The sequence below is a fragment of the Nonomuraea sp. NPDC048901 genome (assembly GCF_040649695.1).
Lineage (GTDB): Bacteria > Actinomycetota > Actinomycetes > Streptosporangiales > Streptosporangiaceae > Nonomuraea.
This window is the reverse complement of record NZ_JBEZFW010000009.1, coordinates 371,668-389,451: the sequence shown is the minus strand read 5'-3', so window position 1 is coordinate 389,451 and position 17,784 is coordinate 371,668. Positions and strand designations below refer to the sequence as shown.

Genomic DNA, 17,784 nt, shown 5'->3' with positions numbered 1-17,784 from the left:
ACGTCACCTTCCGGAAGTTTCAGAGCCCCTTGTCGATCAACGCGAACAGCTCGTCGGCGCTCGCCGACTCCACGGTCTGGCCGGTGTCCGCCTGTTCGCCGCGCCATTGCGCCAGCAGTCCGCGCAGCCGGGCGGTGACCGTCGACCGTGTCTCCTCGTCGGGCGTGAGCGCGCCGAGCAGGCGTCCCAGCCGGTCGAGTTCCTCCAGCGCCCGCTCGCCCGTGGGCCGGTCGTCGGGCGCTATCTCCGTGAGCAGGTACTCCGCCAGCGCGATCGGCGAGGCGTGGTCGAACGCCAGTGTCGACGGCAGCCGCCGATCGACGGCGGCGTTCAGCCGGTTGCGCAGCTCGACCGCGGTCAGCGAGTCGAACCCCAGCTCGTCGAACGGCCGGTGCGGGTCCACCTCTTCGGCGGAGGCGTGCCCGAGCACGGCGGTGACCTGGTCGAGCACCAGGTCGAGCAGGATCCGCCGCCGCTCCGGTTCCGGAAGCCCGGCCAGTCTGGCCTGCAGACCGGCGCCGGAGCCGCGCTCCGCGGAGGCGGCGCGGCGTGGGCGGGCTCGTACCAGCTCGCTGAGCATCGGCGGCAGGGAGTCGCCGCGCGCGCTCAGCGCCTTGACGTCCAGGCGAATCGGCACCAGGGCCGCCTCGGGCCGGAGCAGGGCGGTGTCGAACAGCGCCAGGCCCGTCTCCGGGGTGAACGGGACGATACCCTCGCGAGCCATCCGGGCGACCTCCGCCTCGGCGAGGGTGTCGAGCATGCCTCCGCCGCCTGTCCACGGACCCCAGGCCAGCGAGGTCGCCGGGAGCCCCTGCGTCCGCAGCCGGTGGGCCAGCGCGTCCAGGAACGCGTTGGCGGCCGCGTAGTTGCCCTGTCCCGCGCTGCCCATCGTCCCGGCGGCCGAGGAGAACATGACGAAGGCCGACAGGTCGAGGTCGTGCGTCAGCTCGTGCAGGTTGAGCGCCGCGTCCGCCTTGGGCCGCAGCACACCGTCCATCCGCTCGGGCGAGAGCGCGGTGATCGGTCCGTCGTCCAGGACACCCGCGGCGTGCACCACGGCCGTGAGCGGACGACCCGCGAGCAGTTCCGCGAGCGCGTCGCGGTCGGCGACGTCGCAGGCCGCGATCTCGACCCGCGCGCCGAGCTCCGCGAGCTCGGCGCGGAGCTTCTCGGCACCCTCGACGGCGGCGCCGCGACGGCTGGTCAGCAGCAGATCGCGTACGCCGTGGCGGGCGACGAGATGGCGGGCGACTAGCCTGCCGAGCGCGCCGGTGCCACCGGTCACCAGCACGGTCCCCTCAGGATCGAGGGGCGCCGGGACCGTCAGCACGACCTTCCCGATATGCCGGGCCTGCGACATGTACCGGAACGCCTCGGGGGCACGCCGGAGGTCCCAGGCCCTCATGGGGAGCGGCTGGATCTCACCCTGCTCGAACAGGCGCAGAATCTCGCGCAGCATGTGACCGATCCGCTCGGGACCGGCCTCGACGAGGTCGAACGGCGTGTAGCGGACGCCGGGAGCGATCGGCTCCGTGTCCCGGATGTCGGTCTTGCCCATCTCCACGAACCGGCCACCCGCGGACAGCATGCCCAGGGAGGCGTCGATGAACTCCCCGGCCAGCGAGTTGAGCACCACATCGACCTGGCCGAACTTCTCCGCGAACTCCAGTGTCCGCGAGGAGGCCACATGCGCGTCGTCCAGAGTCGTCGACGTCCACTTGCCGGGACTGGCCGTACCGAACACCTCCGCGCCCAGCCAGCGGGCAAGCTGCACCGCCGCCATGCCGACCCCACCGGCGGCCGCGTGCACCAGCACCCGGTCCCCTGCTTGGAGGCCGGCCATATCGACCAGGCCGTAGTAGGCGGTCAGGAACGCCACCGGCACCGACGCCGCCTCCGCGAACGACCACCCGGCGGGCATCGGCGCCGCCTGCCGGTGATCCGTGACCATCAGCGGGCCGAAGGCGCCGCCGTCGAACAGCCCGAACACCTTGTCTCCGGGAGCGAACCCGGTGACACCGGAGCCGACCTCGACGACCACACCGGCGCCCTCCAGCCCCATCGCGCCGCTCTCGCCCGGGTACATGCCGAGGGCGTTGAGGACGTCGCGGAAGTTCATGCCGGCCGCGCGTACGGCGATCCTGATCTCTCCCGGCCGCAAGGGCGCGACGGCCTCGGGCGCGTCGACGAAGGCCAGGCCGTCCAGCGTGCCCTTGGCCCGGCTGTCCAGCCGCCACGCGGCGCCGTCCGCCGGCGGTGTGAGGCCGGGGTCGGGCGCGGGGGTGAGCCGGGCCGCGAGCAGGTTGCCCTCTCGCAGGACGAGCTGCGGCTCGCCACTGAAGGCCGCGGCGGCAATCAGACCGGCGGCGGCGTGGTCGCTGAGGTCGTCGCGATCGTTGCGGTTGTTCCGGTCGTTGCGGTCGTCGAGGTCCAGGAGGACGAACTGGCCGGGGTTCTCGGCCTGCGCGGACCGGACCAGGCCCCACACCGCGGCGCCCGCGAGGTCACGCCCGCTGTCGGGGGCCATCGCCTTCCTGGTCACGAAGAGAAGCCGCGAATCGGCGAGGCGCGGGTCGGCGATCCAGGTCCGCACCAGGTCGAGCGCACGGTGAACCGCCAAGCGGACCGCTGCGGCCGTGGCATCGACCGTAGCGTCGGCGGTCGCGGCGTCGGTCGCGGTGGTGGCGGTGGCGTCGGCCCGGTTCGTGACGTCGGGGTTCACGATGACCAGCTCGGGCGGGTCCTCTCCTGAGTCGATGGCCCGGAGCAGCGCGGCCAGGTCGTCGTACGCCTCGGCGCCGACGATCTCACCGCCGCCGATGGTCCAGCACCGCGCCAGGGACACCGGCTCGGCCGGGATCGGCGTCCAGTCCAGGCGGTACAGCGAGCGTTCCGCGCCGGGCCGTGGACCGGAGAGCGTGTCGAGGGTGATCTGGCGCAGGACCAGCGAGCCGATCGACACCACCGGCTGACCGAGCGGGTCGGCCGCCTCCAGTCGGAAGGAGTCCTCTCCCATCGGGGTCACCCGTACGCGCAGGCTGGACGCCCCGGCGGCGTGCAGTTCCACGTCGGCCCACGTGAACGGCAACGCGGTGTGCTCGGCCGAGGCGGGACTGAACCCGAAGGCGTGGAGCGCGGCGTCGAGGAGTGCGGGATGCAGACCGAAACGGGCCGCGTCCGCCGCCGCCTGCTCGGGCAGCTCGATCTCGGCGAAGACCTCCTCGCCACGGGTCCAGGCAGCCCGCAGCCCACGGAAGGTCGGCCCGTAGGGAAGCCCCAGATCGGCGAGCCGCTCGTAGAGCCCGTCCACCTCGACCTGCTGGGCATCGGCCGGCGGCCACGAACTCGCCTCGAACGCGGCGGCGGGGAAGCCCGAGGAGCCTAGGGACCCCGAGACCGGGGAGGCCGGGGCGAGGGCGCCGGTGGCGTGTCTGTCCCATGGGGCGTCGTCGGTCTGTGAGTAGATCGTGATGGTCCGGGTGCCCGAGTCGTCCGGGTCACTCACCACGATCTGCAGCCTGACGCTGCCGTGTCCCGGAACGAGCAGCGGCCGCTCCAAGGTCAGCTCCTCGACCTTCCCGCAGCCGACCTGGTCGGCCGCCCTGATGGCGAGTTCCACCAGGCCGGTGCCGGGGAACACGGCCGCCTCGCCGACCACGTGATCGGCGAGCCAGGGGTGCGAGGCGAGGGAGAGCCGGGCGGTGAACAGGAATCCGCCCGAGTCGGGCAGCTCGACCCCGGCGCCCAGCAGCGGATGGCCCGGGGCGTCCAGCCCGATGGACGAGGGGTCACCGCTCGACTGCGCGGGGTTCAGCCAGTAGCGCCGGTGCTGGAAGGCGTACGTGGGCAGGTCCACCCGGCGGGCGCCGGTCCCGGCGAAGAACCGTTCCCAGTCCACCGCCGCGCCACCGGCGTGCGCCTGCCCGACCGCCGTCACCACCTGCTCGGCCTCGTCTCTGCCGCGACGCAGCGCCGGTACGAACACCGGGCCGCGCCCGTCCTGGGGCTCGGGCACGCACTCCTGCCCCATCCCCGACAGCACCCCGTCGGGGCCCAACTCGACGAAGGTCCGTACGTCCTGACCATGGAGAAAGGCGACGCCGTCGGCGAACCGCACCGCTTCGCGGACATGGCGCACCCAGTACTCGGCCGTGAACTCCCGCACCGGCGCACCGGTCACGTTCGACACGACCGGGACCGACGCGCTCCCGTACGACAGGCCCTCGGTCACCTCGCGGAAGGCGGCCAGCATCGGCTCCATCCGGGGCGAGTGGAAGGCGTGACTGACCGGCAACCGGCGGGACTTGGCGAAGCGGTCCGCGACCCGCAGCACCGCCTCCTCGTCACCGGACAGGACCACCGAGGCGGGCCCGTTGACCGCCGCGATCACCACTCCACCGGCGCCCGCAAGAACCTGCCCGGCGTCCTCTTCGCCGGCCTCGGCGAGAATCCGCCTGGCCTCCTCTTCTCCGGCCTGGACCGCGACCATCGCCCCGCCGGTCGGCAACGCCTGCATCAGCCTGCCCCGGGCCGCCACGAGCGCGCACGCGTCATCCAGCGACAGCACCCCCGCCGCGTGCGCGGCCGCCACCTCCCCGATCGAGTGCCCGAGCAGGAAGTCGGGAACGACGCCCCACGACTCGACCAGCCGATAGAGCGCCACCTCCACCGCGAACAAGGCGGCCTGGGTGTACCCCGTCTGGTCCAGCAGTTCCGGCCGCTCCCACATCACCTCCGTCAGCGGACGCTCCAGCAGCGGATCCAGCCGCGCGCACACCGCCGCCAGGTGCTCGGCGAACACCGGATAGGCCGCCACCAGCTCGCGCCCCATCCCCACCCGCTGGCTCCCCTGTCCAGTGAACAGGAACGCCAGCTTCCCGCCGCTCACCACGCCGTCGGCCACCTGCGACAGACCCGCCAGCAGCCCGGCGCGGTCCGAGGCGGTCACCACGGCACGATGTTCCAGAGCCGCCCGTGCCGTCGCCAGCGAGTAGGCCACGTCCGGCAGAGAAGCGTCTTCCCGCTCCTCCAGGTATGACCTCAGCCGCTCCGCCTGAGCGCGCAACCCGGCCGCGCTCCTCCCGGAGATCGGCAGCGGCAAGGCCGGCAAAGCCAGGGCCGTCGGCTCTTCGTGTTCGGTCTCGACCGCTTCCAGGACGACATGGGCGTTGGTCCCGCTGATGCCGAACGACGACACGCCCGCCCGGCGCGGGCGTTCGCCACCGGGCCAGGGGATCGGCTCGGTCAGCAGCCGGACGTTCCCGGCCGACCAGTCCACGTGCGAGGAGGGGGTGTCGATGTGCAGGGTTCTGGGCAGTACGCCGTGCCGCATCGCCATGACCATCTTGATCACACCGGCGACGCCGGCGGCGGCCTGGGTGTGCCCGATGTTGGACTTGACGGTGCCCAGCCACAGCGGCCGATCCTGCGGCCGGTCCTTGCCGTACGTGGCCAGCAGCGCCTGCGCCTCGATCGGATCGCCCAGGGTCGTACCGGTGCCGTGGGCTTCGACGGCGTCCACGTCGGCGGGAGACAGCTCGGCGTCGACCAGCGCCTGGCGGATCACCCGCTGCTGGGACGGCCCGTTCGGCGCGGTGAGCCCGTTGCTCGCGCCGTCCTGATTGACCGCGCTCCCCCGCACGACCGCCAACACCCGGTGACCGTGACGGCGCGCGTCCGACAGCCGCTCCAGCAGCAACAAACCCACGCCTTCGGCGAACGCCGTACCATCCGCCGCCTCCGCGAACGCCTTACAACGCCCGTCCCGCGCCAGACCCCGCTGCCGGCTGAACTCCACGAAGATCTCCGGCGTGAAGATGATGGTGGCGCCACCGCTGATGGCCAGGGCGCACTCGCCCCTGCGCAGCGACTCGCAGGCCAGGTGGAGCGCGACCAGGGACGACGAGCACGCCGTGTCCAAGGTGACGGCCGGACCCTCCAGGCCCAGGACATAGGCGATGCGGCCGGACATCACGGCCGTGGAGCCGCCGGTCAGCAGATGGCCCTCGACCCCGTCGGGGAATCCGGCCGGGCCGACGCCGTAGCCGGTGGAGGCGGCGCCGACGAAGACGCCCGTCTCGCTGCCCCGCAGCGTCGCGGGGTCGAGGCCGGCCTGTTCGAGCAGCTCCCATGAGGTCTCCAGCAGGAGCCGCTGCTGCGGATCCGTGGCCAGCGCCTCTCGCGGGCTCATCCCGAAGAAGCCCGCGTCGAAGTCACCCGCGTCCGTCAGGAAGCCGCCCGTGCGGACATAGCACGTACCGGCGCGCTCGGGATCGGGGTCGTAGAGCCGCTCCAGGTCCCAGCTGCGGTCGGCGGGGAACTCCGACATCGCGTCCCGGCCTTCGGCGACCAGGCGCCAGAGCTGTTCGGGATCGTTCACTCCGCCGGGCAGGCGGCAGCTCATGGCCACGATAGCGATGGGCTCGTGCCGCCGGGCCTCCATCTCGTCCATCCGGCGATGGACCGACTGGAGTTCGGCGGTCGCCAGCCTCAGGTATTCGCGGAGCTTGCCGTCATTCGCCATCAGACTCAGACCTCCGTCGCGAGGAGCCAAGCGCGTTGTCGAGGATTGTGAAGAGCTCGTCGTCCGTGGCCGACTCGTACTGCTCGGAGCCGTCCTGTTCGGACTCGGGCGCCTCGCCCTGCAGGTCGTTCCATTTGCGGACCAGTGACCGCAGCCGGGCGGTGACCGCCGGCCGGTCGTCGGTCGCCGCCACCGTGGCGAGTGCGGCTTCCAGCCGGTCGACCTCGGCGAGTACGGCGGCGGCGGAGTCCTGGACGGCCGGGCGGAACGCCTCTCCCACCCGGTCCGCGAGGGCGTTCGGCGTGGGGTGGTCGAAGACGAGCGTGCTGGGCAGGCGCAGGCCGGTGGCGGCGCTGAGCCGGTTGCGCAGCTCGACGCCGGTCAGCGAGTCGAAGCCCAGCTCCTTGAAGGCCCGGTCGGGTAGCACCGAGTCGGGGCTCGGGTGCCCGAGCACGCCGGCCGCCTCGGCGCGGACGAGCCGCACGAGCTCGGCCTTGCGTTCCTCCTCGGGCAGGCCGTCGAGCCGGTGCTTGAGTGTCGAGATGCCGGACTGGGCGGCCCGCCGTACGTGGGCGCGAGTCTGGTCGCGGACCAGGCCGCGCAGCAGCGCCGGCGGCGGGGTGGCGCTCGACCGCAGCGCGGCGAGGTCCAGCCGGATCGGCAGCAGCACGGGCTCGTCCACCGTCCGGGCCGCGTCGAACAACGCCAGCCCGTCGGCGGAGGGGATCTGGACGAAGCCGGACCGTGCCATGCCGCTCATGGCGGTGTCGTCGAGGTGCGCGGTCATGCCGCTGCGTTGCTCCCAGAAGCCCCAGGCCAGCGACATCGCGGCGAGGCCGTGCGCCCGCCGGTGGGCCGCCAGCGCGTCCAGGAACGCGTTCGCCGCAGCGTAGTTGCCCTGCCCGGCCTCGCCCAGTACGCCCGCCGCCGAGGAGAACAGCACGAACGCCGACAGATCCAGGCCCTCGGTCAGCTGGTGCAGCTGCCAGGCCGCCTCCGCCTTGGCGCCCACCACCGCGTCGACCTGCTCAGCCGTGAGCGACTCCACCATTCCGTCGTCCAGCGCCCCGGCCGCGTGCACCACGGCGGACAGCCGGTGTTCCGCGCGCAGGCGGTCCAGGAGCCCGGCCAGCGCCGTACGGTCGGCGACGTCGCACGCCACGATCTCGGCCCGCGCCCCCGAGGCCGCGAGCTCGGCGCGCAGTTCCTCCGCGCCGGGGGCCTCGATGCCTCTGCGTCCCACGAGCACCAGATCGCGTACGCCGTGCTCGGCAACCAGGTGCCGGGCCACCAGCCCGCCGATCATCCCGGTGCCTCCGGTCACCAGCACGGTGCCCTCCCGGTCGAACGGGACCGGCAGCGTGAGTACGACCTTCCCGACATGCCGGGCCTGCGACATGAACCGGAACGCCTCCCGCGCCCGCCGCACGTCCCACACCTGGATGGGCGACCGCTCGAACACGCCCTCCTCGAACAGGCCCAGGACCTCGGCCAGCATCTCGCCCAGACGGTCCGGCCCCGTGTCGATCAGGTCGAAGGCGGTGTAACGGACTCCGGGGGCGATCGTCTCCGTGTCCCGGATGTCGGTCTTGCCCATCTCCACGAACCGGCCACCGACCGGCAGCATGCCCAGCGAGGCGTCGATGAACTCCCCGGCCAGCGAGTTGAGCACCACGTCCACCTGGCCGAACTTCTCCGCGAACTCCAGCGTCCGCGACGAGGCCACATGGTCATCGTCCAGCGGCAGCGACGCCCACTTGCCGGGGCTCGCCGTACCGAACACCTCCGCGCCCAGCCAGCGAGCCACCTGTACGGCGGCCATCCCGACCCCACCGGCGGCCGCGTGCACCAGCACCCGATCACCGGCCCGCACACCGGCCACGTCCACCAGGCCGTAGAACGCCGTCAGGAACGCCGCCGGCACCGACGCGGCCTCCGCGAACGACCAACCGGCGGGCATCGGAGCCAGCAACCGCCGATCGGTCACTCCCACGGGACCGTACGCGCCATCGAGCAGCCCCAGCACCCGATCACCGGGCGCCAGATCGGTCACGGCCGAGCCCACCTCCAGCACCACACCGGCGACCTCTCCGCCGATCGGGACGTCGCGCTCCGGGACCATGCCCAGCGCCACGACGACGTCGCGGAAGTTCATCCCGGCCGCCCGTATCGACAGCCGTACCTCGCCCGGCCCCAGCGGGCGGGCCGCCTCCGGGCACGGGACCAGCGCCAGGCCGTCCAGCGTGCCCGCGCCGGTGGCTTCGAGCCGCCACGGCTCGCCGCCCAAGGGTGGCAGCAGCGCCTCGCCGGTCGTGGCCCGCGCCAGCCTGGGCACCCATACCGCTCCCCCGCGTACGGCCAGCTGCGGCTCGGCGAGCGCGGCGAGCACGGCGGGCAACGGCACCTCGGAGTCGTCGAGGTCCAGCGTCACGAACCGGCCGGGGTGCTCCGACTGCGCGGAGCGCATCAGGCCGAGCACCGCGGCGGCGGCCAGGTCGGTCACGTCCTCGCCCTCCAGGGCGACCGCTCCCCTGGTGACCAGGGCGAACGTGGACTCCTCGAACCGGTCGTCGGCCAGCCAGGACCGTACGGTGGCCAGGGCCCGATGGATCGCCTCCCGCACGTCTCCGCCGCCCGAGAAGGTGACGAACACCAGCTCGGGAGCCGACGGCAAGGAGGCCAGATCGGGATAGACGGGGGCGCCCAGGGCAGCGGCGAGCCCAGAACCCAGCCCGCTCGCGTCCACTCCGGGCGTGGCAGCGAGCCCGCTCGCGTCCACCACGGCGCAGCGGCTCCGGGAGTGCGTCGGCGTCGGGTCGCCGGTGTACGGCGAGGCGATCCAGCCGACGCGGAACAGCGACTCGCGGCGCGGATCCGGCGCCGACGACGCGAGCGGCCGGGACAGCAGCGACTCCACCGCGGCCACCGGAGCTCCCGAGGGGTCCGCCAGCCGCAGCGAGATCTCGTCCGGACCCGACGGGGTCAGGCGGACCCGCAACGTGGACGCGCCTTCCGCGTACAGCGACAGGCCGGACCAGGTGAACGGCAGGCTCACCCCTGCGGCGGCGCCGTCAAGCAGCGACTCCGCGTGCAGCGCGGCGTCGAGCAGCGCGGGATGCAGGCCGAAGCCCCCCGTCTCCCGCTGTGGCAGGGTGACCTCGGCGAACACCTCGTCCCCGAGCCGCCACGCGGCCTGGAGCCCGCGGAACGGCCCGTCGTAGTCCAGACCGCGCGCGGCGAGGCGGTCGTAGACCTCGGTCACGTCGACGGCCTCGGCGCCCGGCGGCGGCCAGGCGGACAGGTCGAAGTCCGCCGTGGGACGGGCGGCCGACACGACGCCGGTCGCGTGCCGGGTCCAGTCCGTGTCGTTCTCGGGGCGCGCGTGCAGCGTCAGCGGCCGTCGCCCGGTCTCGTCCGGCGCGTCGATCCGTACCTGCACCAACACGGCGTCCTGCGCGGGCAGCGCCAGCGGCGCCTCCAGGACCAGCTCCTCCAGCAGGGCGCAGCCGACCTGGCGGCCCGCGCTGACGGCCAGCTCGGCGAAGGCCGCTCCGGGGAACAGGACAGTGCCGGACACCGTGTGGCCGGCCAGCCAGGGGTGCGAGCGCAGCGACAGCCGGCCGGTGAGGACGATCTCGTCGGAGTCGGCCAGGGACAGCGCCCCGCCGAGGAAGGGGTGGTCGGCCGCGGTCAGGCCCGCCTGCTCGACGTCGGCCGAGTCGCCGGCCTCCAGCCAATAGCGTTCGCGCTGGAAGGCGTACGTGGGCAGGTCCACCTTGCGGGCGTCGGCCGAGGCGAACAGGGGCGTCCAGTCGACCGGCGCGCCGTGCGCGCAGGACTCCGCGACCGAGGTGACGAACCTGGCCGCCGCGTCCTCGTCGCGGCGCAGCGAGCCGATGGCCACCACGCCGGCGCCCGCGGCCTCGGCCGTCTCCTGGACCGCGGCGGTCAGCGTCGGGTGCGGGCTGACCTCGACGAACATTCCGTAGCCCTGCTGGACCAGGCTCTGGACCGCCTGCTCGAAGCGCACCGGGCGGCGCAGGTTGGTGTACCAGTAGGCGGCGTCGAGTTCCTCGGTGTCGAGCGGCTCGCCGGTCACCGTGGAGCAGAACGCCACTTCGGCCGTCCAGGGCACGATCCCGGCCAGGTCGGCCAGCAGCCGGTCGCGCAGCGGCTCGGCGTAGGCCGTGTGTGAGGGATAGTCGACCGGGATCATCTTGGCTCTGACGTCCTCGGCCTTCAGGAGCTCGAGCAGTTCGTCGAGTGCCGCCGAGTCGCCGGCGACCACGACCGCGGTCGGGCTGTTCACCGCCGCTATCGACAGACGGTCCGCCCAGGGGGCGAGCCGGTCGAGCGCCTCGGCGGGCGGGAGCGAGACGGCCAGCATGCCGCCGCGGCCGGACAGGTCTTCGGTGATGGCCCGGCTGCGGAGGGCCACCACCTTGGCCGCGTCTTCGAGGGACAGCGCTCCCGCCACGCAGGCGGCGGCGATCTCGCCCTGGGAATGCCCCACGACGGCCTCGGGTTCGACGCCGTAGGAGCGCCACAGGTGCGCCAGCGAGACCATGACCGCCCATGCCGCGGGCTGGATCACGTCCATCCGGTCGAGTGGCCACGCGGGCGACTCGCCGCGCAGCACGTCCATCAGCTTCCAGTCCACGAACTTCTCGAGCGCGTCCGCGCACTCCGCCATGCGGGCGGCGAACGGCGGCGCGGCGTCGAGGAGTCCGAGGATCATGTCCTTCGACAGGACGGCCTGGCCGGGGAAGACGAAGGCCACTCGGGGCGAGGCGGTCGCCGTGCCGTACACGACGTTCGGGTCGGGGACCGCGTCCGCGACGGCGCGCAGGGCCGCAAGGAGGGTGTCACGGTCGTCGCCGATCACCGCCGCGCGGTACGGGAGGGCGGCGCGCGAGCTGACCAGGGAGTGGCCGACGTCGACCGGCGACAGCCCGGGGTCCTGCTCGACGCGGGCGGCCAGTCGCCCGGCCTGGGCCCGTAGCGCCTGCTCGCTCTTGGCCGTGACCACCCAGGGCACCACAGGGGTGGCCGTCTCGTCGCGGGGGGCCTCGGCGTGCGGGTGTTCCTCGATGATGACGTGCGCGTTGGTGCCGCTGACGCCGAACGAGGAGATGGCCGCGCGGCGCGGGGTGTCCTCCGCCGTGTCCCAGGGGACGTTCTCGGTGAGCAAGGCGATGCTTCCGGACGACCAGTCCACGTTCGGCGAGGGCTCGTCGGCGTACAGGGTCTTGGGCAGGGTGCCGTGCCGCATCGCGAGCACCATCTTGATCACCCCGGCCACGCCGGCGGCGGCCTGGGTGTGGCCGATGTTCGACTTGATCGAGCCCAGGTAGAGGGGTCTGTCCGCCGGGCGGCCCTGACCGTAGGCGGCGAACAGGGCGCGCGCCTCGATGGGGTCGCCCAGCGTCGTACCGGTGCCGTGCGCCTCGACCACGTCGACCTCGGCGGGAGTCAGGCCCGCGGCGGCCAGCGCCCGGGCGATCACCCGCTGCTGGGAGGGACCGTTGGGCACGGTCAGCCCGCTGCTGGCGCCGTCCTGGTTGATCGCGCTGCCGCGGATCACGGCCAGCACCTGGTGGCCGTTGCGGGTGGCGTCCGACAGGCGCTCCAGCAGGAGCATGCCCGCGCCCTCACCCCAGCCCGTCCCGTCGGCGGCCGCCGAGAACGCCTTGCACCGGCCGTCCGGTGACAGCCCGCGCTGCCTGCTGAACTCCACGAACGTGCTCGGGGTCGACATCACCGTGACGCCGCCGGCCAGCGCCATGGCGCATTCGTCCTGGCGCAGGGCCTGGGCCGCGAGGTGCAGCGCCACCAGGGAGGATGAGCAGGCCGTGTCCACCGTGATCGCCGGGCCCTCCAGGCCCATCAGGTAGGAGACCCGGCCGGAGGCGATGCTGCCGTCGCTGCCGTTGCCGATGTAGCCGCCGAGGTCGGCGGGCACGGCGCGGACCCTGGAGCCGTAGTCGTGGTAGATGACTCCGGCGAAGACGCCCGTGGAGCTGCCCCGGGCCGAGGCCGGATCGATGCCCGCGCCTTCGAACGCCTCCCACGCGGTCTCCAGCAGCAGCCGCTGCTGCGGATCCATCGCCAGGGCCTCTCGCGGGCTGATCCCGAAGAAGTGCGGGTCGAACCGCGCCGCGTCGTGGAGGAAGCCGCCGGAACTCGTCAGGCTCTTGCCGGGACTGTCCGGATCCGGGTCATAGAGGTCGACGTCCCAGCCCCGGTCGGTGGGGAACGGCGAGATCGCGTCGGTCCCGGCGACCAGCAGCCGCCACAGCTCCTCGGGCGAGCCCGCGTCGCCGGGGAAGCGGCAGCTCATCCCGATGATCGCGATGGGCTCGGCGTCCCTGTCCTCGGCCTGCCGCAGCCGGCGGCGGGTCTCCCGCAGGTCGGCGGTGGCCCGCCTGAGGTATTCCAGCAGCCTGGTCTCGTTGTCCACGGCTCATCTCCGGGTCGGGGAAGCCGCCTGGTGACGGGCGACCAGCTCTTCTAGATCACGTACGCTGTCGGCGGGGGTCGGCGTCTTCGCCATGTCCTGCTGGATCCGGACCGCGTTCCGCCGGAACCCCTCGTCCTCCAGCAGCCGCACCAGCCCGTCGCGCAGTGTCCGCGCCGAGAGCTGATCGGGCTCGATGACCAGGCCCGCTCCCTGCTGGGCTATCTGAAGGGCCATGCCCGTCTCGTCGTAGAGCTGGGCGGGGACGATGAGCTGGGGCACGCCATGGGTGATGGCCGTGCAGGTGGTCCCCGTGCCGCCGTGGTGGACGATGGCCGAGCAGCCGGGCAGCAGGGAGTTGAGCGGGACGAAGTCCACGATGCGGACGTTCGCCGGGACCTTCGCGCCGTCCAGCTGGTTCTCCTTCAGGGTGGCGACCACCTCGACGTCCAGGTCGGCCACGGCCTCGAACAGCTCGGCGGCCTTGACGCTGCCGCGCCCGCCCCAGACCTCCCTGCCGGACACCCCTAGGGTGAAGCAGACGCGTCGCCGGGACGGCGGCTCTCTGAGCCAGGCCGGGATGGTCGAGGGGCCGTTGTAGGGGATGAAACGGACGCGCAGGTGGTCGTCCTCGCCGGGGAAGCGCAGCCAGGCCGGCATGGAGTCGACCGTGGCCTGGCCGAGGATCACCTCCTCGTCGAAGTCGCAGCCGTACGCGGCCAGCTTCGCCGTGATCCACTCGACCACGGGGTCCTCACGCGGATCGTCCGGTTGCTCCGCGCGCAGCCGGAGGAACAGCGAGCGCATCCGCGCCCAGTGATCGCGCCCGAAGGTGGTCCGTACCTGCGCCGCGCCGCAGGCCCGGGCGGCCACGGGGCCCGGGAAGGTGATGGAGTCCCAGACCACCAGGTCGGGCTGCCAGCTCCGGCAGAAGGCGACCAGGTCGGCGTACATGGACTCGTCGGTGATGAAGTCCAGGGCCATCGGGGAGCAGAAGGCGTCCAGGCAGTCGCGGACGTACTCGTACGTGAGCACCTCGGGGCGCTCCTCCGCGATGTCGTATCCGGAGCCGTATATCTGCCGGTCAAGTGGTGTTTCCGCCAGTCGCTCGGCCACGTCGGACTTTCCGCCGACCGATAAAGCGGTCAAGCCGGTCCGGGTAATGGCGTCGACGATGTCCGGCTGGCCGGCGACGATTACTTCGTGGCCCGCGGCTTTCATCGCCCAGGCGATGGGGACCATGAGAAAGAGGTGCGCGTTTGCCGCGTGTTGAGTGAACAGAACACGCATGAACAATTCCTCCAAATTATTTATCGCGTCGAATGGGACGCTACCTATGCGCGGATGACCGCCCGACCCCTAGGGGACCCCTCACGCTCCCCTGTGCGCGGCCGGATGATCGCCCACACGGGAGACAGCGTGGCCACCAGGGCGGACAGCGTGGCGGAGCAGATCACGGCCAGATAGACCCAGGCCGGCCCCGGGGGCATCGGTGAGCCGTTGACCGCCATGGCGAACGGAATCAGGATGGGGGCGACCGCCGCCGTGCCGAGCACGACGCCGACCATGGCGACCACCACGGCCTCGATCCCCACCATGCGCAGGATCTGGCCACGGGTGAACCCGATCAGGCGCTGTAGACGGAACTCCCTGCGCCGCGAGCCGGCTCCCATCGCCTGGGCGCTGATCACCGAGATACCGGCGAAGATGATGATCACTCCGGTGAACAGGTAGTTGATCCAGGCCCGGGTCCGCCCCTGCTCGACGGCGGTCGTGGACGGCCCGATGCCGTCGCTGACCCGCAGCGTGGGCAGGCGGCCCGTCGCCTCGACGAGGTCGGCGCGCAGTTTCCGCGGGTCGCTGCCAGGCGCCTCCAGGACCAGGATCTGGGTCGGCGAGCCGGCGGTCGTGTGGGCGGCGAGCAGCGTGGCGGGCATCAGGATCATCTCGCCGCCGGGCCGGTCCGCGAGCAGCGCGACCACCCTCAGGTCCACCTTGGCGCCGTCGCCCAGCCGCAGGGTGATCGCGTCGCCGATCCCCTTGCCGAGCTCGCGGGCGTGCTGCCGGGTGAGGGCGACGGAGTCGCCACGCAGCCCGGTGAGCGTGCCCGCCGTGAGGGAGATGTCCGTGACCCCGGCCGCGCCGTCCGCCGTGAGGCCCAGGAGCGGCCAGCCGTGCTCGCTCTGCGATGAGTCGTACGGGCTCTCGACGTACCCGCTGCTGGTCGCCAGCTCCGACGCGGCCATGACCCCTGGGACGGACCGGACGCGGCCGAGCAGGCCGGGACCGAGGCCGCCGGTGATCACGTGGTCGGCCCGCAGGTCCTCCAGGCGGACCTGCCGGACCTGGTCGGCCTGCGTCATCTGCAGATAGATGTTCGCGGTGCTGATGCCGGTCGCGAGCATGATGGGCAGGATCGCGGTGGCCATGCCGAACGGCCGGGCGCAGCTGTTGAGCAGGGCGAGGCGGCCGATCGTCCTGGGCCGGGCGCGTACGGCCCGGCCGACCAGCCCGCTCATCGCCTTCGTCATCCTGGACGCCACCACGGCCACGCCGAGGATCACCACGATCGCGGCGAGGCAGGCGACGCTCACCGCGGCGGAGCGGATCATCACCATGGCCGAGCAGATCGTCGTGCCCACCACGCCGAGGCAGATCAGGGCCAGCGCCGCGCGCGCCCGGTCGAGCCCGTGGTCCTGCGGCACCGAGCTGAGCGCCGTGGCGGGGCGAGGTCGCGCGGCCCGCCAGATCGGGAAGAAGGCGGCCGCCAGCCCGGTGCACAGGCACACCGCGGCCGCGAGCGCGGCCGGGAGCCAGCCCGGGTCGAACCGCAGCGCCGCCGGTACGACCCCGTCGCGCACCAGGTGCCCGAACAACTGACCGCCGAGGTGGCCGCCGAGCACCGTGCCCGCCACCGTGGCGACCACCGCGATCGTCGTCACCTCGCCGAACATCATCAGGCGGACGCGGCGCGGCGGCGTGCCCATCGCCTGCAGCAGCGTCAGCTCCGGCGCCCGGTGCTCGACCAGGAGTTTCATGGTGCTGACCAGGACGAGCATGCCGACCAGGAGCGTCGTGCCGCCGATCAGGCCGGCGATGGTGATCAGGTTCTCGCGGCCGGCGCGCGCCTGCGCGAACTCCGCGAGCCCCCGGTCGTCCCCGGTGAGCGTCACCGCGGGCTGGCCGCGCAGGGTGGCGCGCACCCGGTCGGCGAGCGCCTGCTCGCCCGTCCCGGGCACGGGGATCACGGCTATCGCGTCCACCGAGTCCGGATGGCCGGACAGCCACCGCGCGTCGTAGGGCGTGAAGAACAACGCGGCCGCCGTGGCCGTACGTCCCGCCGCCGGGGCGACCACACCGGTCACCCGGAAGGTCGCTACGGCGCCGCGGGCCACGACCTGGATCCGGTCGCCCACGCGGCTGCCCGATCGCGCGGCGAGCGCCGCGTCCAGCACGACGTCTCCGGCCGTCGCGGGCGCGGTGCCGGACCGCAGCTCGTACGGCAGCAGCCCGGCGGAGGTCCATTCGTGCCCCGTGGCCCGGGGCGTGTCCCCGCCGAGCATGGTGACGGGGATGGAGACGTCGCCGATGACGTCGGCGACGCCGGGCACCGCCCGTACGGTCTCCAGCAGGGACCGGCTCAGGCGTACGGTCTCGGACAGGCTCGCCCATTCGACGTCGTCGTCGCGGGGGTCGGTGTCCGGCAGCCGGTAGGACGGGTCGCCCGCGACCACCACCGCGGCGCCGGCCAGCCGCTCGGGCGGGAACGCGGCCTGGATCCCCGCCGCCATCAGCCCCGCGCACGCCGCCACGATGGCGGTGGCGGCGAAGACCGTGGCGAGCACCGCCGAGAACGCGCCCCTGCGGTGGGACAGAGTGCGCAGGGCCAGGCGCCACATCAGGACGGCTCTCCCCGGTCCCACATCGCCAGGTGGGCCATCCGCTCCGCCGCCGCCTTGCTGGGCGGGAGCTCCAGCTCCTCCACGACCCGGCCGCCGGCCATGAAGAAGACGTGGTCGGCGTAGGCGGCGATCCGCGAGTCGTGCGTGGCCACCACCACTGTCTGTCCCGCCCGCGCCGCTTCGCGCAGCAGGCCGAGCACCTGGCCGACGCCCTCGTTGTCCTGCGCGCAGGTGGGCTCGTCGGCGAAGATCACCGGCGCCCGGCCGACGAGGGCCCGCGCGACCGCCACCCGCTGCTGCTCGGCGAAGGACAGGCGGTGCGGCAGGTCGTGCAGGTGGTCGGTCAGGCCGATCTGCGCGATCACCCGGTCCAGCAGGACGGTGTCGACGCTCCGGCCGGCCAGGTAGCCGGGCAGCGCGATGTTCTCCGCCACGTTGAGCGCGGGCAGCAGATTGGACCCCTGGAAGACGAAGCCGAGCCGGTCACGCCGCAGCCTGGTCAGCGACGCGTCGTCGAGGTCGGTCAGCTCCTCGCCGTCGAGGAGCACCGACCCTGACGCCGGCCGCTCCAGCCCCGACGCGCAGCGCAGCAGCGTGCTCTTGCCGGACCGCGACGGCCCGATGACCGCGGTGAGCGCCCGTTTCCGGCAGCCGATCGTGACGCCGCTCAGCGCCTCGAAGCTGCCCTTCCTCGTGTGGTACGTCTGTCGTACGGAATTCAACCGCACGATGTCGTCCTCTTCGCTCCTTGGATTGTCCGCAGGTCTGCTCATAGAACGGATGTTAATCACCGATTCATATTCCGCGCATCGGCCTGAAGGGCCATCCGGGCCCTCCTCTTCAGGGATGGTTCGGTGGCATGAACGGTACTCGGGACGGAAAATCGGACTCTTTGTCGGCGG

5 protein-coding genes are annotated in these 17,784 nt (G+C 72.8%); all 5 read right to left on the bottom strand.

Annotation, left to right across the window (positions count from 1 at the left end; all coding sequences use genetic code 11):
• Window positions 1-19: 19 nt before the first annotated feature.
• The 5 genes from AB0C30_RS31450 to AB0C30_RS31430 are packed head-to-tail and all read right to left on the bottom strand — an operon-like array spanning window position 20 to window position 17,655.
• Entirely contained in the window at window positions 20-6,523 is a 6,504-nt protein-coding gene (locus AB0C30_RS31450) for a type I polyketide synthase (protein ID WP_357951466.1), read from the bottom strand.
• Complete coding sequence (locus tag AB0C30_RS31445; protein WP_357951465.1) at window positions 6,513-12,983, bottom strand: SDR family NAD(P)-dependent oxidoreductase; 6,471 nt, start codon at window positions 12,981-12,983, stop codon at window positions 6,513-6,515. Before AB0C30_RS31445 ends, AB0C30_RS31450 begins: the two co-directional genes overlap by 11 nt.
• A 3-nt stretch (window positions 12,984-12,986) precedes the next feature.
• The gene (locus AB0C30_RS31440; protein ID WP_357951463.1) at window positions 12,987-14,270 is read right to left on the bottom strand and encodes an activator-dependent family glycosyltransferase; all 1,284 of its coding nucleotides are present in this window, start codon (window positions 14,268-14,270) and stop codon (window positions 12,987-12,989) included.
• Between the two features lie 44 nt (window positions 14,271-14,314).
• Window positions 14,315-16,879, bottom strand: a complete 2,565-nt coding sequence (locus tag AB0C30_RS31435; protein ID WP_357951461.1) for an ABC transporter permease — start codon at window positions 16,877-16,879, stop codon at window positions 14,315-14,317.
• A complete protein-coding gene (locus tag AB0C30_RS31430; protein WP_357951459.1) occupies window positions 16,879-17,655 on the bottom strand; it encodes an ATP-binding cassette domain-containing protein in 777 nt (258 codons plus the stop codon). Before AB0C30_RS31430 ends, AB0C30_RS31435 begins: the two co-directional genes overlap by 1 nt.
• Window positions 17,656-17,784: the final 129 nt, after the last annotated feature.

Bases quoted from the DNA above. Each gene is read 5' to 3' on its own strand.
- AB0C30_RS31440 (WP_357951463.1), bottom strand. From the start codon at position 14,270: ATGCGTGTTCTGTTCACTCAACACGCGGCAAACGCGCACCTCTTTCTC.
- AB0C30_RS31450 (WP_357951466.1), bottom strand. From the start codon at position 6,523: ATGGCGAATGACGGCAAGCTCCGCGAATACCTGAGGCTGGCGACCGCC.
- AB0C30_RS31430 (WP_357951459.1), bottom strand. From the start codon at position 17,655: ATGAGCAGACCTGCGGACAATCCAAGGAGCGAAGAGGACGACATCGTG.
- AB0C30_RS31435 (WP_357951461.1), bottom strand. From the start codon at position 16,879: ATGTGGCGCCTGGCCCTGCGCACTCTGTCCCACCGCAGGGGCGCGTTC.